The following is a 21,466-nucleotide window of genomic DNA, read 5'->3' on the forward strand; positions in this document are numbered from 1 at the left end:
ACGGTTAATGGCAATTCCCTCGCAAACAAGACGCTCCTGATAAAGGAATTGCGGAAATCGGCGGATTTTTTACCGGGCATTAACCCTAATAGATCGATAACGGCTCGACCGATTTATCTTCCTGTGAGCAAGCGGATGCCCTTCGTCCAGCCCAAGACCTTGATGGCTATGAGCCTTGTCGCCATGATGGCTGCACTGGCGGGCTGCACGACCTATCGGCCGGCGCCGAAGGCCTTCAACCAGGCGACGATCCAGCCCTATTCGCTCGATAGCGGCGACCGCCTGCGCATCACCGTCTTCGATCAGGCAACGCTGACCAATACCTATACGGTGGATCAGGCCGGTTACATCGCGTTCCCCCTTATCGGCCAGGTCCCTGCCCGCGGCCGCACCCTGCAGCAGCTTTCCGGCCAGATCGCGCAGAAGCTGCAGCAGGGATATCTTCGCGATCCTGATGTCACGATCGATGTCGACCGCTATCGCTCCGTCTACATCATGGGCGAAGTCGGCCAGCCCGGCCAATATGCCTATGTTCCCGGCATGACCGTGCAGAACGCCATCGCAGTTGCCGGCGGCTTCACCAGCCGCGCCAACCAGAGCATGGTCGACGTCACGCGCAAGATCAACGGACAGGTGCTGACGGGCCGCGTCAATATTTCCGGCCCGATCATCGCCGGTGACACGATCTATGTTCGTGAACGGCTCTTCTAGCTTATGGAAGAACAAAGGCCCCTCCGCATTCTTCACTGCTTCCGGTCGCCGGTCGGCGGAATTTTCCGCCATGTCCGCGACCTGGTGGAGGAACACAGCCGGGCGGGCCACGAAATCGGCATCATCTGCGACAGCTCGACCGGCGGCGAATATGAAGACCGTCTCTTCGACGATATCCGTCCTTATCTTTCGCTCGGCCTGACGCGTATTCCGATACGGCGCTCCATCAGCCCGGCTGATGCCATGGTACTCTGGAACACATTCAAGGAAATCAGGAGTTTGCGGCCGGATGTGCTGCACGGACACGGCGCCAAGGGCGGTGTGCTTGCGCGACTTGCCGGCTCAGCCTTGCGGGTCAATAGGTATCGCGTAGCCCGCCTCTATACCGCGCATGGCGGAAGCCTGCATTATTCCCGCGCCTCCATGCTCGGCCAGTTCGTGCTGCGCATGGAGCGGCTGCAGGAATATTTTACCGATGCGCTCGTCTTCATCTGCGAATATGAACGCCAGACCTATGCGACCAAGGTGGGGCGGCCGCGGGTCACCAACCGTCTGATCTATAACGGCATCGGCGCGCGGGACTTTTCAGACATCCCGACCCGCTCCGATGCCGTGCACTTCATTTATGTCGGCATGCTGCGCGACCTCAAAGGCCCGGATCTCTTCATCGATGCCTTCGCCAAGACCGAGCGCCTGCTCGGCCGACCGCTTTCGGCGCTGATGATCGGCGACGGGCCGGAACGCGACCGTTATCGCGAGATGATGGTGGAGCGCGGCCTCGGCAAGCGCATCGGCATGCTGCCGGCCATGCGCGTGAAGGATGCCTTCTCCATGGCGCAGAACCTCGTCGTTCCCTCCCGCGCCGAAGCCATGCCCTATATCGTTCTGGAGGGCCTCGGCGCCGGCAAGACCGTCATCGCGTCGCGCGTCGGCGGTATTCCCGAGGTGCTCGGTGCCGATAGTCCCGCACTGGTGGCACCGGGAGATTCCGACGATCTGGCGCGGGTGATGGCGGAAGCACTGACGGTACCCGGCTGGCACGACAAGGTCATGCCCTCTCCCGACACGGTCAAATCGGTCTTTTCCGCGTCGGTCATGGCGCGCGAAGTGCTGAAACTCTACGGCGAACTCGTCAATCCCGCTGCGGCACAGGCGATCCCGGCCGCCTCGTAAATGTTTCTTAGGGGCTTTCTGTTATCCCGCTCACATCAACGAGCGATGAAGCCCCATGAACAAGCTGGAAAAGAGCGGACAGTTCGACGTCGAAGCCCTGCGCAAGCAGGTCTCCGATACGGAGACGCGCAACGACGCCTCCAGGCATGCTGCCGGCGAGACGCCTGGTATCAATCCCTATGCACGTCAGATCGCCGAACAGTTCCGAGACGGAACCTATTCGCCGACGATCATCATCGGCCAGTTGCGGCTGCTGGAATTCCTGACACAGTTCGTCATCGGCCTTGCCGCCTTCTATTTCGCGCCTGGCGACGGCAGCGACAGCATACTGATGCGGGCCGTCATGGCGGCAATCGTTTCGGCGTTGACCGTCGTAGCGCTTCAGCTTGCCGATACCTATTCCATTCCGGCTCTCAGAGCTCGCGTCCGGTATCTGCCGCGTGCCTTCGCAGCATTCGCCATCATCTTCGTGCTGACAACAGGCGCTTTCTCGCTTCTGCGCGGTCTCAGCGCTGCAACCGCGGAATCCTACGGCATCTGGTTTATTGCAGGAGCGCTCTTTCTGGTTATCGAGCGTTTCCTCGTGGCACAGGGCATGCGCAACTGGGCGCGCAACGGTATCATGGAGCGCCGCGCCGTCATCGTCGGCGGCGGCGAGCCGGCCAAGGAACTGATCCGTATGCTGGAGCAGCAGGCGGATAACGACATCCGTGTCTGCGGCATCTTCGACGACCGTGGTGAGAAGCGCTCTCCGATCATGGTCGCCGGCTATCCGAAGCTCGGCACGGTGAGCGAACTCGTCGAATTCGTGCGGATGACGCGCATCGATATGCTGATCATCGCACTGCCGCTTTCTGCCGAAGCGCGCATCTTCGAACTTTTGAAAAAGCTCTGGGTGCTGCCAGTCGACATCCGCCTTGCCGCACATGCCAATCGCCTGCGTTTCCGCCCGCGTGCCTATTCGCATGTCGGCGCGGTGCCGATGCTCGACATCTTCAAGAAGCCGATCCGCGACTGGGATTCCGTTGCCAAACGCGCTTTCGACATCTTCTTCACCATCATCGCACTCTGCCTGCTCTGGCCCGTCATGGTCGCGACGGCGATTGCCGTGAAGGCGACGTCGGAAGGACCTGTTTTCTTCAAGCAGAAGCGCCATGGCTTCAACAATGAAGTCATCAATGTTTTCAAATTCCGCTCCATGTACACCAACATGAGCGATCCGACGGCGAAGGCCGCCGTCACCAAGGGCGATCCGCGCGTCACCCGTGTCGGCCGCTTCATCCGCAAGACCTCGATCGACGAGCTACCACAGCTCTTCAACGTGCTGAAAGGCGAGCTTTCGCTGGTAGGCCCGCGTCCGCACGCCGTGCTCGCCCAGGCGCACGACCGCGCTTTCGCCGATATCGTCGACGGCTATTTTGCCCGCCACCGCGTCAAGCCCGGCGTTACCGGCTGGGCGCAGATCAATGGTTGGCGCGGCGAAGTCGACAATGACGAGAAGATCAAGTTCCGCACGGCTTACGACCTTTACTACATCGAGAACTGGTCGCTCTGGTTCGACCTCAAGATCCTGTTCCTGACGCCGATCCGGCTGCTCAACACGGAAAACGCCTATTGAGCGCGATCGACGCCTCCCCTGCGCGCGTGGCCCAGCCGCAACGGCTGACGCTCCGCCTCATCGGTTCGGCGGCGGTCGCTTTCGGGGTTTTTCTTTCCGGCTTCGTCATCGACGAGCCCGCGCCTTATGAATTGTGGATGGCAGGGCTGATCGGCCTGTGGTTCATACTCGGCCTAAAGATATCCCGCACCACCGCGCCGTTGCTGACGCTGCTGCTGACCTTCAACATTGGCGGCATGCTGTCGCTCACCCAGATGCGGGATCTGGCGACCGGCCCGATGTATATCGCCGTCTCGACGTTCCTGGCGCTGACCTCCATCTTCTATGCCGCGATCATCGAGGACAGCCACAAGCGGCTGCCGCTGATCTTCAATGCCTGGAGCTTTGCGGCTGTTATCACCTCCCTGCTCGGTATCCTTGGCTATTTCCACGCCTTTCCCGGCTCGGAAGTCTTCACGCTTTACGACCGCGCCAAGGGCGCCTTCCAGGATCCGAACGTTTTCGGCCCCTTCCTCGTGCCGCCGGCGCTTTACCTCGTGCACGGCATTCTCGCCGGAAATCTCAAGACGTCACCGATCAAGGCGGGAGCACTGCTCATCCTGGCGCTAGGCATCTTCCTCTCTTTCTCACGCGCCGCCTGGGGTCTCTTCGCCTTTGCCGTGGTGGTGCTGATCTTCATCATGCTCTTGAAGGAGCGCAGCGGCGCCTTCCGGCTCAGGGTGCTGATCCTGTCGCTAGGCGCGATCATCCTGATGGTGGCCTCGCTGCTGGTCGCGCTGCAGGTTCCCAAGGTCAGCGAGCTCTTCTCCGCCCGCGCCCAGCTCGTGCAGCAATATGACGGTGAGCATCTCGGCCGCTTCGACCGCCATCGCATCGGCTTCCAGATGATGATGGAACGGCCGCTCGGCATCGGGCCGCTGGTCTTCGGCACCATGTTTCCAGAAGACGAGCACAATATCTGGCTGAAGTCGCTGACCACCTACGGCTGGCTGGGTTTCATCAGCTATGTCGGCATGCTGTGCTGGACGCTCTATCTCGGCTTCCGCAACATGCTGCTCGACCGGCCATGGCAGCCTTTCCTTATGGTCGCGTGGATCTCCGTTCTCGGCCATGCGGCGATCGGCAACGTCATCGATATCGACCACTGGCGCCACGTTTACTTGCTGTTCGGCATCGTGTGGGGCTGCGCGGCGCTGGAAGTTCGCCACAAGCGCTCGACCCGCTCACAAACACTTGAGAAGTTCCGCAAAGGCGCTAGATTTCAGGCATGATTACAGGGACACAGATACGCGGCGCACGCGCCATGATCGGCATGAGCATCGAGGAACTCGCAGCTCATGCCGGACTTTCCGTCGAAACAGTCCAGGCGCTGGAAAATGGCGAATGGGCCGGCGAGACGCGCGCCACGATCGACGTGCGCAACACGCTGGAAGCCCACGGTATCATCTTCATCGCCAGCGGCAATCAGGATGAGGGCGGCCCCGGCATACGCATGCGCGCCCGCAGCTCCAACGATGACGGCATCCGGCCGGAAAATCTCAACGCTGCGAACGACGATTGACGGAACCAAGCGCCATCTCAGGCGTTTGGCCTGTCCTGTCAATGTGTTGGGGGTAGCCTATCTTGAATCGCAATAGCGGTCTTTATCTTGTCATCGGCGCGCTCGTCGTCGTGGTCGTCGGCCTCGGCGCCTACATCTTCCATGAGGAGAGCAAGCCTGAGGGCATCGAGATGAGCATCGGAAAGAACGGTGTCTCGATCGAGCAGAACTGAGCTTAGAGCCCTTTCTGCTCAGCGCAAAGCACTCTGGATCGGGGAGCTTTAGAGATAGGTCTTGGCGAGAATGGTCAGCTTGCCGCTGTCCTTCACGCCTTGCTTGTAAAGCTGAATGATGGCTGCGCCGATCCTGTCGGCCTCCGGCGTGCGGGGGGCGATGCCGCTGTCATCGCAAATCTGGCTCAGAACCTGCGACAGCAGGTCGATATCTTCCGAAAAGAGCGGTAGATCCTGGGGATGAACTGACGATTTCAACATCGCGCCGCATTTCCCTCAGAGGGCAATAACGCATCGTTCTGCGCAGCCGACGCCCTCCCTGCCAGCCATGTTCTTATTATGCGCGTGGCCCAAAACTTTAGCAACTGCGCAAATCAAAATCGTCGGGAACAATCTCTTGTCTCGCGCGTTACAGGGCCGTTTGGAATTCATATGGAATGAGAGAGCCGTGAGCGAAAAACGCTTCCCCTCGCCCGTGAGGGTCAAATCTCCAAGCAGCAGCTTCATCGTTTCAACTGCCTGGGAAGCTGTCGAATATCTCAAGCGCTGGCCGGCCAAGCGCGGCCGCGAATATCGCATAGCACTCCAGCACTGCCTCGACGCAACGGACGGGCTGAGAAGCCCGCGCGCGGCACAGGTGTCTTTCGCGATGGCTGCCAGGACAGCTGGGCTGCTGCTATGAGGATTGATAGGCCGGTCAGAATTCAGCTCAGAATTTCAGCCGGCCGCTCGCCTGATGAAACTGATACTGACTGAAGCCTTCGACAATCACCTTGGCGCCAACCTCGGCGACATGCTCTTCGGCAAGCTCCGCGAGCGCAAGGGCAACATCCCCTTCCGGCCAGCCGGCTTTCACGGCTTCGTCAGCGAGAGCCTTGAATGCAGCGGTAAGGCTCTGCCGGCAATCCTGTGTCTTATTGTCGATCGTCATAAGCCCGAAACTACACTTTTCTACGATTTCTCTTCACTACACCCTCAGCAACAAAATTGCGAATAAATTTCAATTTTCAGATAATCCAAAATTGGGACGATCGCGTAGATCAACTTCAATCATAGGTAGATTTCGTCCCGATATGAAATAAATCCCCCGCTCCACGCGGGGATATTTGACAGAAATATTAAAGAAATAGTTTACCGAAAATTTAGTATATCAAAAATTACAACCTAAACCTCATATTATTCCGGCAAAGGTCGACGCAGCTTGTCGTCGCGTTGCTTATGGGCGGGAGGATTTCCATGCTGCTCCGTCGTATGCAAGGATTTTTGCCGCTTTGCGCGGACTTTTTTCAACAGTCAGCGGCGAGTTGTGTGGCCTCTGGACGGCTCCAGCGAGGCAGGACACAAGCTCCTCAGAAAACATTCCCCAGGACAAGTTCCGTTTTATGATCACGGCGGCATTTTTCCCTTGCGTCCAAAAACCGAAAAGTCTAACAGAAGCAAGCCGTTTCGGCAGGTCGGGGCGTAGCGCAGCCCGGTAGCGCACTTGACTGGGGGTCAAGGGGTCGCTGGTTCGAGTCCAGTCGCCCCGACCATTTAATCCCTTGAAATCTCAGTCTTTCCGCATCTCGCAAGAGTGAGGGCGCGCGGCGCGGCCTCAGCGCGATTCATCCGTCCATATGCGGCGCTCGCCGCGGTAGATGTACCGGCCCGAGCCCTGGCGGGTGTTGTCGCGGTAATAATCGCGACGATTGCGGTTGCGGTCGTCACCGGCGCAACGCTCGGGAAAGCGGCGGCAATCCTGGTAGGTTTGCCGGTCGACACGCGGATTTCTCGGATCGACAGCCATTGCATTACCGGCAACCACTGCTAAAGCTAAGGCAAGAACGATCCTGATCATTTCACTCTCTTCAATTTCCCGCAGACCATTGCCTGGAGTTTACCACATGCTGCCAAGCCGCTCACTTCTCATCGGCATGATCGTGACGCTGGCCTCCTCGCATATCGCATTGGCAGAAAACGTCCGGTTCCGGAACGCCAAGGAAAACGAAATCCGTCAGATGCTGAAAGGCGCCAGCGACTTGCGGAAGGCCTCGAACGGCTATGAATACCGTCCAGGCAATAAGAACGGCTATAAAATTTCAGACGGTCAGATCTGCGTTCTTTTCCCCAACAAGCAGACTGACTGCATTTCAATCAAGACGGACGGCAACGTACTGCAGATGCTCGACAACAAGGGCAATCGCATCAAGCTCTAAGCCTTGCCGGCTTCTGCTCTGCCGATTGACCATCCAGTCGGGCCGTAACCCCCTCCCGGAACCTTTACCCAAAAACCGCGTTGGAAACCATGATTTTGCGGGTCGCTTGCCCGTAGCCGCGATGTGCCATGCGTCGATGCGGTTTCTGTCCGAGGCAGTCGGATCTCAACGAGTTTTCGGCCGGCTCTTGCCGGCAGGGGGAAATCATGAAACGTCATCTCGTATCGGCCGCAGTCGCCAGCTTCCTCGTCACCGGCCTCGTTGCCGGCTCGGCCATGGCGGCTGATGCCATCGAAGAGGTGCCGGCCGCACCGGCAGCCGAGATCGCGCCAGTCTTCACATGGACGGGCTTCTACGTCGGTGTCGGTGGCGGGCCAACCTGGGCCAATGGCGATTTCGACGTCTTTTCCGAAGACATGAATGGTGGCCTGATCACTGGCTTCGTCGGCTATAACTGGCAGCTCGACAACAATTTTGTCTTCGGTATCGAAGGTGACGTTTCCTATAACTGGGACAAGGCCGATGTCGGCCCGTTTGAAGTCGGCCTCGAAACTGCCGGCTCCGTCCGAGCCCGGCTCGGCTATGCGATCGATCGCGCTCTGATCTATGGCGCGGCAGGCTGGACGGGTGCGCAGGCCCATATCGACGGCCCCGCCGGCAACGACAGGGATACGCTATCAGGCTGGACGATCGGCGCGGGCGTCGACTACGCCTTCACCAATAACGTCTTCGGCCGGCTGGAATATCGCTACAATGATTACGGCAGCGCCGATCTTCTCGGGCTCGACGGCGACATCGACCAGCATGTCGTGATGATCGGCGTGGGCTATAAATTCTGAAGCCCTCTGCCTTCAAGACTATTCAGGCTGCCAGACTAAAGCACGTCGCGATCTTTCAGATTCGCTTGTCGCGCTTTAGGTTCTTGTTTTCGCATGTCGCTATCGCAAAACCGCTGCACACTTTTGCGCGACACGCTTTAAGCGGCTGAGAGCGCGAGCTTACCATCCGCCGCCACATGCGGTTGCCATGCGGCATAGTTGGCGATGGTGAAATGCGGTGTCTCGAAGGGCGTCGCATGGGTTTCGGTGATGACAGTGACATCGGCTCCGGCACCCTCGCCGGCGAGAATGCCTGCAACCGCATCCTCGAATACCAGGCAGCGGGTGGGATCGACGCCAAGGCGGCTCGCGCCGAGCAGATAGCATTCCGGGCTCGGCTTGCCTGACGAGACTTCCTCGCCGCTGACGATCATTTTCGGCATGGGAATGCCTGCCGCCGCCATGCGGCGGACGGCGAGTTCGATCGGCGCCGAAGTGACGATCCCCCAGCGATCCGCGGGCAGTGCATTCAGGAAGCGGATGGAGCCCGGAATCTCGACGATGCCCTCGAAATCCTCCATCTCCTCTTTCAGAAGCAACTTTGCCTCAGCAATCGGATCGACACCGGGAAGGCCGAGTTGGCGAATGGAGTCAGATGCACGAACACCATGGATGGTCTTCAGAAGAACCTCAGGCTCGAAACCATGGCGGAGCCCCCACTCGCTCCAGACGCGCTCGACGACGGCGATGGAGTTCAGCACGGTGCCGTCCATATCGAACAGGAAGGCATCGTAGGTCTTGTCGAGAACGCGATGGGAAGTGGACAAAGGAGGGTTCCTTGCGAAGCGGAAAGCCGTCAGGCCTTCCGCGACTAGCCGAGCACAGGAGCGGCGTCAACCTAAAGCATCTCGCGCAAAAGTGTGCAGCGGTTTTACGATAACGACATGCGTCAAACAAAGACCTAAAGCGTGGCGCGCGAATCTGAAAGATCGCGACGCGCTTTAGTCGTTGACCTCCGGATGGGTGATGCTCCTCACATCCGCAAGGCCGCGTGTGGCATCGCGATTGCCAGTGGCAGCCGCAGCCTCGAAAACGCGCGTGGCGTCACCATACATCTTCAGATTCATGTAGCTGTAGCCACGCAGTACCATGAGATCGACGCGCTCCTGCTGCAACTGGGCGCGCTGGTCGAGAAAAATGAGCGCTTCGCGATAGCGTCCGCCTTCGAAGGCGGCAAGCGCGCGATCGGCAAGGATCGCCACCTGCAGTTCGGAGGCGCGGTCGCGGTTCTGCGGCGCCTTGGTGGCCGCGACTGCGGCACTGTTGGAAAGGCCGGCGCGCAGATAGGCAAGGCTCTGGCCGTAGGCGGCATCCTCACGCTCCTTGCGCACAGGACTTGCAAGCGCCGCCTCGAAAGCCTTCACCGCCTCCATAGGCCTGTTGATGTCCATCAGGCACCAGCCGCGTGTCAGCGCATCGCCGGGATTGAGGCGGGTGGGATCGATGGTTGTGGAGCATCCGCGAAGCTGGCGCGGACCACGTTCGACCGCAACCGTCTGCATGACCCTGGCGGGCCTTGCCGGCGCAACGGGCTGGGCCTGCACTTGGGACTGCTGGGATTGGAATTGCGCGGGGGGCCGAGGCTCTGGCTGGAAGGCTGCACTGCGTTCGGTCGGCGCAGACTGGACTTGCGGTGCTGTGGGCTGAATTGGAGGCTGCGGCTCTATCGCAGAACCGGGGGCCGGCAATGGAGCGTTGGCTCGCGAGCCGGCAGACGTATCGTTCAACGTGGCAATGCGGGGCGAACGACCGGCCCAGAGACGCTGGATCTCGGCAACTCCGGCACGATCGTTCAACTGCTGCCGGGTAACGGCAAGGCCATAGGCTGAGGGTTCGTCATCCGGCTTCCAGCGCAGTCCCGTCTCGAACCAGCGAGCGGCCGTCTGGAACTGGTTCAACGAACGGGCATACCAGCCGAACTGTTGAGCCGTCGGCACGTATTTCTGCTCGATGATCGTGGCGGCGATGCGACCGAGCACGTCCTCGCTCAGATCGGCCGGCGGCTGCAGGGCCATCAGATTGGCGGTCGCGGCAAGATAGGTGGCGGTCGCATCCTTGGAATCGTCACGCCATTTATACATGACGTCCTCCGCTTCCTGCGGCGACTTGCGGGCAATCAGCGCCAACGCCAGGCCCTGCGAGGCAACAGCGGAATCCTGCTTCTCATGGGCGATGCGGAACCATTTTTCGGCATCCGCCTCGTTGTTGCGGCGAAGCTGATACCAGCCAAGCAGCAACGCGTCCGAGGGTAGCCCCTGCTCTTTGGCAAGCCTCTCGACGCGAGAGATATAATCGGGAGCGACTTCGAGCTTTGCATCGTCGTTGCCATCGGCAACAAAGCGGCGGGCAAGATCATCGCGCAGGCTATCAAATTCTCTGACACCATTGGCATCTGCAGGTTTTTCGAGAGAAAGCAGCGCCTGCATCGAACCATATGGCAGAAGAGCGGCAGCCTTCTGGATCGTCGCCACGCGTTCGGCCGGCTCGGTGCAATTCTTCAGGATGTAGGTGTAGGCATCCTGCCCGCGCTGCTGCCTGTTCGTCTCAACGAATGCTTCGGCGACGCGCCAGAGCACATCGATCTCAGCACAGGTCAGCAGGCTCGGCGTTTCGGCCGCGATATCGATGACCGTCGCATATTGCTTGAGATCGGAGGCATTGATGAGCCGGGTTCGGGATTCGGCGACATCGAGACGGTCGAGCAGGTCGGCCGGCGGCTGCCAGCTTTCGGCGGCCTGGCGATCGGCGATCGCCTTGCGCAGCTCGGCATAACGACCCTCGGAATAAAGCCGCCACATGTTTTCGAGTTGCCGGTCGCCGTTCTGTGGAATGGCGAGCGGATCGGCGGGCGGCACCCAATTCGGATAGAGCGCCTGAAGGCGGGAAATTTCCGCCTGAAGGCGAAGCTTGTCGCCGCGGCTGGCGAAATAACGAAGGGCACTTACGTCAACGACCGGCTGCTGGCCTGCTGCCGTGCCTGCTGGCGGCGGATTGGCCGGCGTGGTGGCGGCACCGGCGGGAGTCGCTGATGGTGTGGTCTGCGGGACGACCGGAACCGGAGCCGGCTGCTGGGGCTGATTTGTCTGCGCCTGATTTGTCTGGGCTTGGCTTGTCTGGATCAGATCCGTCTGCGCCGGGCTCTGGGGCTGATCGCCGGAATTATCCTGTGTCGCGGCCTGGATTCGTTCCGCCACGGTCTGCACGTCGATCGGCTGATTGGAAGGAGTATCCGGCCCCTTTATGCGCCCCATCATCATGAGTTCGGGGGTCCTGCCACCAAAGCCGAAACGTTCCTGCAATGCTTCACGGTCCTTCAGCCCGGCGATGAGAGTCGCCACCAGGACTGCTGCCGTTATCGCCACAACAGAAGATTTCACAGACACTCTGGATGCTTCTCCCCGACATAGGCCAGCCCCAGAAGCTGAAGCGTTGATGGATAATAATAGGCGGGCGCAAATTGCAGCGCTTCGGCAGGTAGTTTGGTTCCGTCTAATACACAGGCCACAACGTGGTTAACAATTTCATAACCAGGGTCGGAAAGCTCGGTCTTCGGCTGCCCGGTAGTAAGATCGATGGTGGCGGGCACACCGTTTGCGGTCATGCCTTCTTTGAGACGCGTCAGCAACGCCCTGTCGGTCACGCCGCCTCGCGCCAGATAGAGCGGGATACGGATCGCATTGTAGCCGAATTCAATGTCAAAACCTTCTGCCGGCTGCGGCTGGCGCTTCAGGCTCACCCATTCGGCGGGCAGCTTGCGCGGACCGAACTGCATGGCCTTGAGCAGTGAGAGACCATCATCCGCGAGTTTCTGCCACTGATTGGACGGTGCAAGTGCTGCCATGACGGGAAGCGCTTCATAGACCCAGTAGGATGGGTTGATGACGGGGCCATCGTCGCGATCCGCGCCGGAGAAGCCTTCCGCACCGGGCATCAGCAGGGTGCGGCCGGCAAAATCGGCTACGGTTTCCGACAGCGTCGACTGCGCTATGCGGGTGGCCGCGGTGATATAGTCGGCTCGGTTCCAGGCGGAGCCCGCCAGCGCAAGGGCATAGGCGATCAATATGTCGCCGTCGGAAGCATTGTTGGTGTCGGTCACATGCGGCGTGGCTGACGGATCCCATTTCCAGACGGCAAGGCCGTCATTGCGCAGCAGCAGTTCGGTGCGGGTGAAATACCAGATCTGCTCGAAATCGGCCGGGCTTGCGGCGAGATAAGCGAGCAGCAGGCCATAGCCCTGCCCTTCGCTATGGCTGATATTGCCGTTGCCGTTATCGACGATGCGGCCGCTCGGATCGAGGAACTTCGCCTTATAGGCAGCCCATGCCTCGCTGCTGATCCGCGGCTGCTGGGCAGAGGCCGGCTCACCGGCGAGCGCCAGCATCATCGTGCCTGCGAGCAATGTGGCGATCCAGGTCTTCATTTCGACCTGCCGAGCCTTGAGAGCATTCTGGAAGTGGCCAGACCGATCAGCAGCGACAACACGACCAAAAGGAAAGAATAGGAGAGAATATTCGTCGACAGCCAGTTGGCGGCGATCAGGCGATAGTTGGCGATCGACAAGCCGTCAGTGGGCACGAAATCGAAGCGCGTGACCGGAATGCTCTCGATCTTGCCAGTGCGGCTGGAATAAGTGGTGATATGGCCTGCGATTTGCGGCCAGTTCATCTGGGTAGTGAGCGCATTCAGCCCCTCGCGCAGGTCTTTGGCCGAGGGCGACGTCACGACGGTCCAGGCACCGCCGCCATCCGGGCTCTTGCCTTGCGCGATCATCAAGGTCGCAGCATTCGACGGCGTGAATACCTGTTCGGCATTTGGGACGAACTGCAGCGAGCTGGCAGTGATGTCGAAGTTGCGGCGCAGCCATTCGCGGAACGCCTCTATGCGGCCCTGTAGTGCGCCGCCGGTGATGCGCGAGCGCCATTGCTCCAGCGCCTCGCGATTATCGATTTCCGTCGGCTGTGAATCCGTCACCGGCCGCCAGGAAGCCTGGCTGGCGGTTGCGACATTGACCTGGGCGAGCGCTGTTGCCGGCATCTGCGAAATCGAGCCGATGAAAATGGCGTTGCGGTCACCGACCACGCCCGGAGAGGCGACGGGTTCGATTGCGATCGGGTGACCGGCCATGATGGCGAGCTGACCAAGCAGGGTCGCCGCGGCCGATAGCGTGTCGGCATCGGTACGGTCGATGAACAGCGGCGTCGGATCGGGATTGCGCCCATAAGGGTAGGATGTGCCGGCCATGGCCGCGAGGTTCGGACGCTGCCCGACGCGGGCGAAATCCGGCATATGAAATTCGGACGTGTCAAACAGTGCAAAGCGCGGCGCCTGCGAGGCCGTCGCACCGGGGACGCAGGCCGCATCGTCCTCAGTCATCAGAACTGCCTCGATGGCGATCGAATTCAGGCCAGGCTTGAAGTGCCGCATGGTCACGCGGATCGGAAGCTGGCGGAAAATACCGCCGTTGGTCGTGGCGATCGGCACGGTGGAGGCGATGTTGCCGTTTACATAGACGTCGATATGGCTGCCGGGGAGCACTTTGCTGGAATAGGCGGCATCGAGCAGGATTTTCGCCTCGCCATAGGCATTGGCATAGAAATCGGCCGGCACGGCGACATTGAAGCCGGTGCGGAAGCGGCGGCCGGAGAAGTCGACGGTGCGTATGCCGAGCTGCGAAAGCGGGATGCGCGTATCGGCAAAGAGAAGCGGCGCGTCGGGCGCCGTCCAGCGCTGCGTGGTCAGCACGTCGCGGCGTATTTCGGGGGCCCGGTCGGTCGGAGACACGATGGTATCGATCGCTGTCGAAACCGCCTGCCAGGATGGACCGCTGATCAGCAGGATGGGCGAACCACTGCGCGGATCAGTGACAAAGGCGGCAAGTGGGGCGCTTTCAGCGCCCTGGGGAAGGCTGGGGAAGATCGGCCGCAGCTCGGCCGTGGTACCAACGAGCACGCCCATCTTGCCGGGACCAGCTGCAGGAAGCGTGCCGGTACTGAAGGCAAAGACCTGGTTCGGCATGCCGCTCAGGAGCGACAGGCCCTGCGCCAGACGCAGGAGCGGCTTGGTGGTACCGGGCTGTTCCATTGCCGGAACGACCAGATCGAATTGCGTCTTGCCGGTGCCATCGACGCCGATAGCGCGGATTGCATCCGTGCCGGAAAGCTGGCCGGCATCGCTGCCGGCAAAGCTCAGATAGGTGCCGGCCGGATCAATGTTCGACCAGAGTTCATAGGTGGAGTCGATGCTGCAATCCGTGCGGTGACGCTGATTGGCTTCGAAGGTGATGAGGTTGGCGCCGGGTTGCAGCAGGCCCTGAGGAACCTCGAAGCTGACCGCCGATGGGCTGTCGGGTGAACCGACCTGCTGCTGGCCGATGGCACGATTGTTGATGAACACGGTCAGCTGCGACACTTCGGGAGCGACGACGATGGCGTTCTGATAGGTGAACGTGAACCGCGCTTTCGCCGCCGCCTGCTCCGTTGTCAGATAGATCGACCATGACCTGCGGTCGTATTCACCACTGAGGGCGAGTTCGGAGAAGGGCACGATATAGCGCCTGAAATCACCGGATTGCGGAGCAGACGCGACAGCACGGACGGCAGGCGGCGTGGCCGGCTGCGGCTGGGCCTGCGCCGGGGCGGAAGGCGTTGCCGACGCCGGTGCGGGTGCCGCGGGGATGGCGCTGATCGGCGGCGCGGCCGGCGCGGGCGCCTGCGTCTGCGCCGGTGCGGGAGGCGGCACCGGCTGCGGGGCAACCGTCTGCGGCACGACGGGAACAGGAGCCGGCGCGGGCTGGGTGGGCAGTCTCAGGCGCGGAGCGACTGGCGGCGCACCTGCCGGACGCTCGCCAGACATGTCGAAAGGGCTGATCTGCGCATAAGCGAGAACCGACGTGCCGACCAGAAAAAGGGAAGCGGCGAAGAGCTTTCTCATCCGGCGTTCACCTTTGCCGCCTGCTGCTGTCGATGCGCTTCGCGCTCCGGCCGCATGCTGCGGAAGAAATACACCAGGCCACGGCTCGTCTGGTAGAGCGAGAGGCCGAGGAACCAGACGGTGCCCCTGATGAGGCCGGGATTACGGCGGCGAGAAGCCTGGAACTGCGTCCACTGATCGGAATTGGCGAAGATCAGGTCGGCGATCAGGCGGTGATCCAGCGCGCTCTTCGGCTGATACTGGCAGCCGACATTGGTGATATCGCCCGAGGGTTCGATGTTGCGGACGATGAGCGGCAAGGTTTCGAGATCGGCGCCGCTATAGGGACGGAAGCGGATTTCGCCGAGGGCGCCGACCTGCACTGCATCGAAATGCTTGCTGAAGATGTGCAGGCGCGCGCCGTGGACGGAGACATCCTCGATGGAGGCCGTGTACCACTGGTCGCCGACGCCGAATTCGCAGCGCCGGTTGACGCGCACGCGACGGGAGGACGCCCTCTCCCCGCGCTCGGAGACGACGCCGAGCGCGCAGCCGGCAAGGATGAGGTTGATGATGTTCCAGCCGCCAACGACGAGGGTGACATCCGCCTTATAGGGTTCGGCGTAGATCTTGTAGATGGTGATCGCCACAGCGATGATCTGCACCGCGAAGATGACGAAGAAGGGCCTGCTGATTTCCGACAGGCGGCTGACGGCAATGGATTCGTCCTTCGCTGTGACCTTGAAGGTCGGCTTGCGCGGATTGAGCATGACCGAGACGACAGCCGGCAACAGGTGCACCGTCTGCACATATTCATAGAGTTCGGAAATCCATGGCCAGCGGAACGATCCGTAGAGATAGTTCTGCATCATCAGGTTCACGATCATGTAGGCGAGCGTATAGGCTAGGAACTCGCCGCCGGAAGCCGTGAAGATTTCCAGATCGAAGAAGAGATAGAAGAGCGGCGCGAAGAGGAAGATCGTGCGCGGGAACGGGAACAGCCAGAACAGCGACGAGGACATATAGCAGAAGCGCTGCGGCAGGGTGAGGCCGCGCTTGAGCAGCGGAAAGCGAAAGCGCAGGATCTGCATCATGCCCTGCGCCCAGCGGCTGCGCTGGCCGATGAAGCTTGCGAAGGTGGCCGGCTGCAGCCCGGCGATCAGCGGCTTGTCGAGATAGATGCTGTTCCAGCCCGCACCGTGAAGGGCAAGCGCGGTCTCGCAATCCTCGGTGATGCTGACACCGCTGAAACCGTTGGTGGATTGCAGCGCGCGGCGGCTCAGCACCGCTGCCGAACCGCAGAAGAAGGCGGCGTTCCACTTGTCGAGGCCGCGCTGGATGATGCCGTAGAACATTTCGTTCTCGCTCGGCATCTTTTCGAAGGTGCGCAGGTTGCGCTCCAGCGGGTCAGGATTGATGAAGAAGTGCGGCGTCTGGACGAGGAAGAGCTTCGGGTCATCGTCGAAATAACCGACGGTCTCCAGAAGGAAATCGCGCGCCGGCGCATGGTCGGCGTCGAAAACGGCAATCAGCTCGCCGCTCGAATGCTGCATGCCGTTATTGAGGTTGCCGGCCTTGGCGTGCTCGTTGCGGTCGCGCGTCAGGTAATTGACATCGAGATCGATGCAGAGCTGCTTGAGCTCGGCGTGGCGGGCTGCGGCGGCCTGCGCTTCGATCAGCTTGCCGGAATTGCGCTTCTGCAACGTGCCGCCATCGTCCAGCAGCCACACATGCAGCTTGTCGGCCGGATAATCCATCGCCTTGGCGGCGGCGAGCGTATTGGCAAGCAGGCCGGCATCTTCGTTGTAGGACGGCACGAAGACATCGACATGGGGAAAGCGCTCGAGCTTGCCGGCGCGCGAGGGGCGCGGCGGCAGCGGGGTCGCGACAATGAAGAGCGACAGCGCCAGCATCATCACGCTATACATTTCAGCAAGATAGAGCAGCAGCCCGGGAATGAAGTTTGCGAGCTGGTTGACCGGCGGCAGCGTATTGGTCGTGCGCCAATAGACATAGCGCAGGACGATGGCCGTACCGAAGGCGAGCGCCACGAGACGCCATGTGCCCTCACCCTTCAGCACCTTGATGAGCGCCATGACCGTGACGACGGTGATGCTGGCGATGAGTTGGGTCTGCAGATTGACGGGCAGCGTGATCAGGGCGATCACACAAAGCGACACCAAGGCCCATATGACAACACTGCCAGCTTTACGCATGAACGTTCCTTCGAAATGGCTCAACCGCTGCGCGTCGGCGCATTGGGCATATTTGCTATTTCCGGCAGGCGGCTGTCATGGCCGCATCGCCTATGCAATCAGGCGAAGGCACGGTCACACCGATCGGCCTTGCCGTTTGTTGGATCGGCGCCGGCGCCTCTACCGGCGGCTCTATCGCATTCGTCTGCGTGTCGTCATTCGGCAACGGCACGCGAGGGCCGACAGGCGGCTGCAGGACCGGCGCGACGGGTGTCGGCTGCACCTGCACGCGGCGTACGGATACGGTCCGCGACTGGCGGACCGCGGCCGGAGCGGGCTCGTAACCGATCGGCATCGTGGTCGGACGATAGCCGCCTTCATCGGGATAGATTGGCGCGCCGGTCTGGCCGAGCGCCGGATTGGCCGGTGGCGGAGCGCCATAGGGATTCCAGATATCGCCGTCGAAAGTGCCGGTGACGGTGTAGCCGTAGACTATACCGAGAAGCTGGCGCTCGGTAGCGCGGGCATCGCAAAGGCGCAGGCGGATCTGGATCATGCCGAAGTTGCGCGCCTGCGTGTGCGCGGACCGGCTGGAGCGGATCTGCTGCCAGGCATAAATGCAGGTATCGCCAGCGCGGCTGCTGCCCGAGGCATAACCGAAGGGACCGTAGCTGTTCTGCAGGAAGGTCGCTGATGTCGCCATTGGAACGCCGGGAACCGAGCGCGCCAGCTCGCGGGCGATATCCCCTTCCCGGATCATCCTGTAGGAGGCGCTGCCGGCCCCGGAATTGGTGCCTGACCCGCCAAGGAATTGAGCTTTCAGGAAATTCTGGCCCTGAACAGATGAGGACGTGAAGAGCGATATCGTCTGCTCCACACCGTTTCCGCGCTTTTGTTCTACGACGCTGACGATCGACGGACCACCGGGGGGCGGCAGCACAAGCGCCTTTTCCGGCTCTACTGTCTCAGGCCCGGCAGGCTGACGCACTCCACCCGTCGACGTGCAGCCGGCTATCATGGCAGCAACGGCCACCACCGATATCGTCTTAGGAAAATGCATGTCCTGGCCGTTGCTATCGTATTTTTAATCTCTGTCTGAAGGGACAAAGCGCGACGAATTTCCGAATCAACAACCCCTATGTCGTTCATTAGGAATAAACGATGCTTATGGTTAACAAATGGTCAACATCTCGACCACAGTTGTACCGGGTAAAGTTGGCAGACGCTCCACCTTTGCGGGCACAGCCACACGAGAGGAAATGAACGCCGTCTGGCAAAGGATGGTCCGGAGGCTCTCAACCTTGCCGGGTTCTGCACTTCTCGCTGCTTCGCCGGCGGAACCATGAAACATGGCTGGCGTTTTCCCAATGGCTGGGTACGAAAAGGAGAATATCCATGCGCAAGACCATGCTGGCCGCGGCCGCCCTCATGCTGACCGTAAGCTCCACCGCCTTCGCGCAGAGCAGCGTCATCATAACCGATCCGGCGCCCACCGGTTCGACCGTCGTGCTCCCGGGGGAAGTACGCACCTATGTGATGGAACAGAGCGTCCCCTCCGTCGTCTATGACGGCGACATCGCCGTCGGCACGACGCTTCCCAACACAGTGGAAATCCATACCGTTCCCAACGTGGACGGCTATGGTTATACCGTCATCAACGAGCGCCGCGTGATCGTCGAGCCGCAGACACACCGCGTCATTCAGGTTCTGGAATAGGCTTGCGGCACGGCAATGAGGCTCTTCCCGGGCCTCACGCCTGTTCCGCAGGAGGCTTGCTGTTCAGCACTTCGCGGACCTTGTGGGCGAGCTGTTCCAGGCTGAAGGGCTTGGCAAGCAGTGAGACGCCGTGGTCCAGCACACCATTGTGAACAATGGCATTGCGGGTGTAGCCGGTCGTGTAGAGTATCCGGATTTCCGGCCACTTCTCCATGACGGCATCGGCAAGCTGGCGGCCGTTCATCTGCGGCATGACGATATCGGTGAAGATGAGATCAACGCGTTCGTTCTGCAGAACGTCCAGCGCCTCGGGACCGCCTGCGGCTTGCAGCACGCTATAGCCGAGTTCCCGCAGGCTTTCGGCTGTCATTTCCCGCACACTCTCGTCATCCTCCACCACGAGAATGGTATCCTCGATGCTCCCCTGCGGGATCGGTGTCATCGACGGCACCGAAAAACGTACGTCGCCCGAACCGACATGGCGCGGGAGATAGATCTTTACCGTCGTGCCACGATCGATCTCGGAATAGATCTTGATGTGTCCCCTGCTCTGCTTGACGTAGCCATAGACCTGGCTGAGGCCGAGGCCCGTGCCCTTGCCGGGACCTTTCGTGGTATAGAAAGGATCGAAGGCGCGTTCCAGAACCTCGGGCGACATGCCGATGCCGGTATCGGTGATACTGATCATCACGTATTGGCCGGCCTCCACCTCCTGGTGCATGCGCGCATAACGGTCGTCCAGTTCCGTATTGGCCGTCTCGATGGTCAGATGCCCGCCATCGGGCATGGCATCGCGCGCATTGACCGAGAGGTTGAGGATGGCATTTTCAAGCTGGCTCAAATCGGCGAAGGTCGGCCAGAGGCCACCGGCCAGAACAGCTTCGATCCTGATCTGCTCACCCAGCATCCGGCGCAGCAGGTCCGACATGCCGCCGACCAGCTTGTTTGCATCTATGATTTCCGGCGCCAGCGGCTGCTGACGTGAAAAGGCGAGCAGGCGCGCGGTCAGCACCGCCGCGCGCTGCGCCCCGTCCCTTGCACTCTGGATCGAGTTCAGGAGGCGTGGATCCTCCTTACCGTTCAGCCGCCTCTGGGCAAGATCGAGGCTACCGACGATGATCGCCAGCATGTTGTTGAAGTCGTGAGCGACGCCGCCGGTCAGCTGGCCGATGGTTTCCATCTTCTGCAACTGGCGTACCTGCGCCTGGGCGGCGGCATGTTCCGCCATCTCTCGTTTCAGTTCGCCGGTGCGTTGCGCAACCGTCTCTTCCAGTTTCCTGTTAAAATCGTTGAGTTCTCTACGCAGGCGCGCCTGCCGGCCGTGCGAGACGACGATCGCCTGCATCAGTCCGACGATGATGAATGCATTGACGACGAAGGTCGACAGGCCGATCCACTGGCCGAAGGTAACGGGCCAAAAGATATCGTGCGGCTCGACGAAGAACTGCTGGACGACGAAACCTGACAGAATGGCGGCGACCGCCCCTGGCCCGGCACCGCCGATGAAGCTTGCGATCAAGACGGCGGGCAAGAAGCTCAGAAAGGGAAAGCCGGAGAGATAATCGCCGGCAGCAACGCGCAGCAGGAAGGTGAATGCAACGGCGGCGACAGCGAGCGGATAGGTCAAACCCGGCCTATGACGCAGCCAGTCCGTGGCGCTCAACAAATCCATTTCCCAGCCTCATCCCTTCCGTTGCGAAAACGGCTCTCCAGCTTTTGCATATCGAATCCGGCCGGGCAATATGTCGTTTCTCGCACTACGGCGATCCAGCCTTGACGAGCAGCCGGCTCGGGACAGATAAGCCCTGATACCCAGCAAAGGGCCTGGCATGGTCTACGCAAGGGTAGAGGGTGAAAAAACCATGAAAGACATATTCATCGTCGAAGACGATGCGCTGATCGCCATGCTCCTTGAGGAGATGCTCGAGGATCTCGGCTACCGCGTCAGTGCGAACGTTCCGGATCTGGAGCAGGCGCTCGATGCAGCCCAGAACAAGGAATTCGACGCGGCTATCCTCGATGTATCATTGGCCGGAAAGAGTTCGCTGCCGGTCGCAAAGCTGCTCGAGGCGCTCGGCAAGCCCTATGTCTTTGCAACGGGATATGGCAGCGCGCCCGAAGGCAGCAATTCAAGCCAGCCTATCCTGCGAAAACCGTTCCAGCTCGCCGATCTCGAAAAAGCGCTCAAGGGCATGCAGGCCTAAAGCGAATCGCGATCTTTCAGGTTCGCTGCCGCGCTTTAGGTTCTTGTCTCACACAAATCGCTATCGCAAAATCGCCGCGCACTTTTGCGCGATG

Annotated in this window: 21 protein-coding genes and 1 tRNA gene; 12 read left to right on the forward strand and 10 right to left on the reverse strand. The window is 60.6% G+C overall.

All coding sequences use genetic code 11. From position 1 onward, the window contains the following. Positions 1-135: 135 nt before the first annotated feature. The 6 genes from AC1DTN_RS21500 to AC1DTN_RS21525 all read left to right on the forward strand — a co-directional run bounded on the left by AC1DTN_RS21500 (position 136) and on the right by AC1DTN_RS21525 (position 5,275). Complete coding sequence (locus AC1DTN_RS21500) at positions 136-711, forward strand: polysaccharide biosynthesis/export family protein (RefSeq protein ID WP_007819909.1); 576 nt, start codon at positions 136-138, stop codon at positions 709-711. Positions 712-714: 3 nt separating this feature from the next. Next, a complete protein-coding gene (locus AC1DTN_RS21505; RefSeq protein WP_007819912.1) occupies positions 715-1,884 on the forward strand; it encodes a glycosyltransferase family 4 protein in 1,170 nt (389 codons plus the stop codon). A gap of 55 nt (positions 1,885-1,939) precedes the next feature. Beyond that, entirely contained in the window at positions 1,940-3,502 is a 1,563-nt protein-coding gene (locus AC1DTN_RS21510; RefSeq protein WP_439014646.1) for an undecaprenyl-phosphate glucose phosphotransferase, read from the forward strand. Then, positions 3,499-4,773: an O-antigen ligase family protein gene (locus tag AC1DTN_RS21515; protein ID WP_439014645.1), complete on the forward strand. Its 1,275-nt coding sequence runs from the start codon at positions 3,499-3,501 to the stop codon at positions 4,771-4,773. The genes AC1DTN_RS21510 and AC1DTN_RS21515 overlap by 4 nt, the downstream gene beginning before the upstream one ends. Further along, positions 4,770-5,063, forward strand: a complete 294-nt coding sequence (locus AC1DTN_RS21520) for a helix-turn-helix domain-containing protein (protein WP_113325260.1) — start codon at positions 4,770-4,772, stop codon at positions 5,061-5,063. Before AC1DTN_RS21515 ends, AC1DTN_RS21520 begins: the two co-directional genes overlap by 4 nt. A gap of 62 nt (positions 5,064-5,125) precedes the next feature. Beyond that, the gene (locus AC1DTN_RS21525) at positions 5,126-5,275 is read left to right on the forward strand and encodes a hypothetical protein (RefSeq protein ID WP_310382923.1); all 150 of its coding nucleotides are present in this window, start codon (positions 5,126-5,128) and stop codon (positions 5,273-5,275) included. Positions 5,276-5,323: 48 nt separating this feature from the next. Here AC1DTN_RS21525 and AC1DTN_RS21530 read toward each other — a convergent pair whose 3' ends face one another. Then, entirely contained in the window at positions 5,324-5,536 is a 213-nt protein-coding gene (locus AC1DTN_RS21530) for a hypothetical protein (RefSeq protein WP_037096147.1), read from the reverse strand. Positions 5,537-5,723: 187 nt separating this feature from the next. Between AC1DTN_RS21530 and AC1DTN_RS21535 the strand changes: the two genes are divergently transcribed. Continuing rightward, positions 5,724-5,957, forward strand: coding sequence for a DUF982 domain-containing protein (locus tag AC1DTN_RS21535; RefSeq protein WP_439014644.1), 234 nt, complete (start codon positions 5,724-5,726; stop codon positions 5,955-5,957). Positions 5,958-5,984: 27 nt separating this feature from the next. Here AC1DTN_RS21535 and AC1DTN_RS21540 read toward each other — a convergent pair whose 3' ends face one another. Then, entirely contained in the window at positions 5,985-6,206 is a 222-nt protein-coding gene (locus AC1DTN_RS21540; RefSeq protein ID WP_439014643.1) for a hypothetical protein, read from the reverse strand. 524 nt (positions 6,207-6,730) lie between these two features. On the opposite strand from AC1DTN_RS21540, the gene AC1DTN_RS21545 reads away from it, so the two are divergent. Further along, positions 6,731-6,807: transfer RNA gene (locus AC1DTN_RS21545), tRNA-Pro, on the forward strand. 62 nt (positions 6,808-6,869) lie between these two features. Here AC1DTN_RS21545 and AC1DTN_RS21550 read toward each other — a convergent pair. Continuing rightward, positions 6,870-7,112, reverse strand: coding sequence for a hypothetical protein (locus AC1DTN_RS21550; protein WP_439014576.1), 243 nt, complete (start codon positions 7,110-7,112; stop codon positions 6,870-6,872). Between the two features lie 46 nt (positions 7,113-7,158). Between AC1DTN_RS21550 and AC1DTN_RS21555 the strand changes: the two genes are divergently transcribed. Together AC1DTN_RS21555 and AC1DTN_RS21560 are read left to right on the forward strand one after the other, a co-directional pair. Beyond that, on the forward strand, positions 7,159-7,470 hold the full coding sequence (locus AC1DTN_RS21555) for a hypothetical protein (protein ID WP_439014575.1): 312 nt from the start codon (positions 7,159-7,161) through the stop codon (positions 7,468-7,470). A gap of 206 nt (positions 7,471-7,676) precedes the next feature. Further along, the gene (locus tag AC1DTN_RS21560; RefSeq protein ID WP_439014574.1) at positions 7,677-8,309 is read left to right on the forward strand and encodes an outer membrane protein; all 633 of its coding nucleotides are present in this window, start codon (positions 7,677-7,679) and stop codon (positions 8,307-8,309) included. A gap of 137 nt (positions 8,310-8,446) precedes the next feature. Here the strand turns inward: AC1DTN_RS21560 and AC1DTN_RS21565 are convergent, their stop codons facing one another. The 6 genes from AC1DTN_RS21565 to bcsN form a co-directional block, all read right to left on the reverse strand. Beyond that, complete coding sequence (locus AC1DTN_RS21565) at positions 8,447-9,115, reverse strand: HAD family hydrolase (RefSeq protein WP_405049716.1); 669 nt, start codon at positions 9,113-9,115, stop codon at positions 8,447-8,449. Positions 9,116-9,289: 174 nt separating this feature from the next. After that, the gene (locus AC1DTN_RS21570) at positions 9,290-11,725 is read right to left on the reverse strand and encodes a cellulose synthase (RefSeq protein ID WP_439014573.1); all 2,436 of its coding nucleotides are present in this window, start codon (positions 11,723-11,725) and stop codon (positions 9,290-9,292) included. After that, the gene (locus AC1DTN_RS21575) at positions 11,722-12,768 is read right to left on the reverse strand and encodes a family 8 glycosyl hydrolase (RefSeq protein ID WP_439014572.1); all 1,047 of its coding nucleotides are present in this window, start codon (positions 12,766-12,768) and stop codon (positions 11,722-11,724) included. The genes AC1DTN_RS21570 and AC1DTN_RS21575 overlap by 4 nt, the downstream gene beginning before the upstream one ends. Continuing rightward, positions 12,765-15,278 carry a cellulose biosynthesis cyclic di-GMP-binding regulatory protein BcsB gene (locus AC1DTN_RS21580; protein WP_477922509.1) on the reverse strand — a complete coding sequence of 838 codons (2,514 nt, stop codon included), beginning with the start codon at positions 15,276-15,278 and terminating at the stop codon, positions 12,765-12,767. Before AC1DTN_RS21580 ends, AC1DTN_RS21575 begins: the two co-directional genes overlap by 4 nt. Further along, positions 15,275-17,473, reverse strand: a complete 2,199-nt coding sequence (gene bcsA / locus AC1DTN_RS21585; RefSeq protein WP_439014570.1) for a UDP-forming cellulose synthase catalytic subunit — start codon at positions 17,471-17,473, stop codon at positions 15,275-15,277. Before bcsA ends, AC1DTN_RS21580 begins: the two co-directional genes overlap by 4 nt. A 55-nt stretch (positions 17,474-17,528) precedes the next feature. Then, positions 17,529-18,512, reverse strand: a complete 984-nt coding sequence (gene bcsN / locus AC1DTN_RS21590; RefSeq protein ID WP_439014569.1) for a cellulose biosynthesis protein BcsN — start codon at positions 18,510-18,512, stop codon at positions 17,529-17,531. 335 nt (positions 18,513-18,847) lie between these two features. Here bcsN and AC1DTN_RS21595 point away from each other — a divergent pair, with 335 nt between their 5' ends. Beyond that, positions 18,848-19,168 carry a DUF1236 domain-containing protein gene (locus AC1DTN_RS21595; RefSeq protein ID WP_439014568.1) on the forward strand — a complete coding sequence of 107 codons (321 nt, stop codon included), beginning with the start codon at positions 18,848-18,850 and terminating at the stop codon, positions 19,166-19,168. A gap of 34 nt (positions 19,169-19,202) precedes the next feature. Here the strand turns inward: AC1DTN_RS21595 and AC1DTN_RS21600 are convergent, their stop codons facing one another. Continuing rightward, complete coding sequence (locus AC1DTN_RS21600) at positions 19,203-20,840, reverse strand: response regulator (protein WP_439014567.1); 1,638 nt, start codon at positions 20,838-20,840, stop codon at positions 19,203-19,205. A 190-nt stretch (positions 20,841-21,030) separates the two neighbouring features. On the opposite strand from AC1DTN_RS21600, the gene AC1DTN_RS21605 reads away from it, so the two are divergent. Further along, entirely contained in the window at positions 21,031-21,372 is a 342-nt protein-coding gene (locus tag AC1DTN_RS21605; protein WP_310382910.1) for a response regulator, read from the forward strand. The last annotated feature ends 94 nt before the right edge of the window (positions 21,373-21,466 follow it).

The organism is Rhizobium sp. 01T444 (assembly GCF_056398305.1).

Coding starts and splice junctions, on each gene's coding strand:
- AC1DTN_RS21500 (WP_007819909.1), top strand. CDS start 136: ATGCCCTTCGTCCAGCCCAAGACCTTGATGGCTATGAGCCTTGTCGCC.
- AC1DTN_RS21505 (WP_007819912.1), top strand. CDS start 715: ATGGAAGAACAAAGGCCCCTCCGCATTCTTCACTGCTTCCGGTCGCCG.
- AC1DTN_RS21510 (WP_439014646.1), top strand. CDS start 1,940: ATGAACAAGCTGGAAAAGAGCGGACAGTTCGACGTCGAAGCCCTGCGC.
- AC1DTN_RS21520 (WP_113325260.1), top strand. CDS start 4,770: ATGATTACAGGGACACAGATACGCGGCGCACGCGCCATGATCGGCATG.
- AC1DTN_RS21530 (WP_037096147.1), bottom strand. CDS start 5,536: ATGTTGAAATCGTCAGTTCATCCCCAGGATCTACCGCTCTTTTCGGAA.
- AC1DTN_RS21540 (WP_439014643.1), bottom strand. CDS start 6,206: ATGACGATCGACAATAAGACACAGGATTGCCGGCAGAGCCTTACCGCT.
- AC1DTN_RS21550 (WP_439014576.1), bottom strand. CDS start 7,112: ATGATCAGGATCGTTCTTGCCTTAGCTTTAGCAGTGGTTGCCGGTAAT.
- AC1DTN_RS21555 (WP_439014575.1), top strand. CDS start 7,159: ATGCTGCCAAGCCGCTCACTTCTCATCGGCATGATCGTGACGCTGGCC.
- AC1DTN_RS21560 (WP_439014574.1), top strand. CDS start 7,677: ATGAAACGTCATCTCGTATCGGCCGCAGTCGCCAGCTTCCTCGTCACC.
- AC1DTN_RS21575 (WP_439014572.1), bottom strand. CDS start 12,768: ATGAAGACCTGGATCGCCACATTGCTCGCAGGCACGATGATGCTGGCG.
- AC1DTN_RS21580 (WP_477922509.1), bottom strand. CDS start 15,278: ATGAGAAAGCTCTTCGCCGCTTCCCTTTTTCTGGTCGGCACGTCGGTT.
- bcsA (WP_439014570.1), bottom strand. CDS start 17,473: ATGCGTAAAGCTGGCAGTGTTGTCATATGGGCCTTGGTGTCGCTTTGT.
- bcsN (WP_439014569.1), bottom strand. CDS start 18,512: ATGCATTTTCCTAAGACGATATCGGTGGTGGCCGTTGCTGCCATGATA.
- AC1DTN_RS21595 (WP_439014568.1), top strand. CDS start 18,848: ATGCGCAAGACCATGCTGGCCGCGGCCGCCCTCATGCTGACCGTAAGC.
- AC1DTN_RS21600 (WP_439014567.1), bottom strand. CDS start 20,840: ATGGATTTGTTGAGCGCCACGGACTGGCTGCGTCATAGGCCGGGTTTG.
- AC1DTN_RS21605 (WP_310382910.1), top strand. CDS start 21,031: ATGAAAGACATATTCATCGTCGAAGACGATGCGCTGATCGCCATGCTC.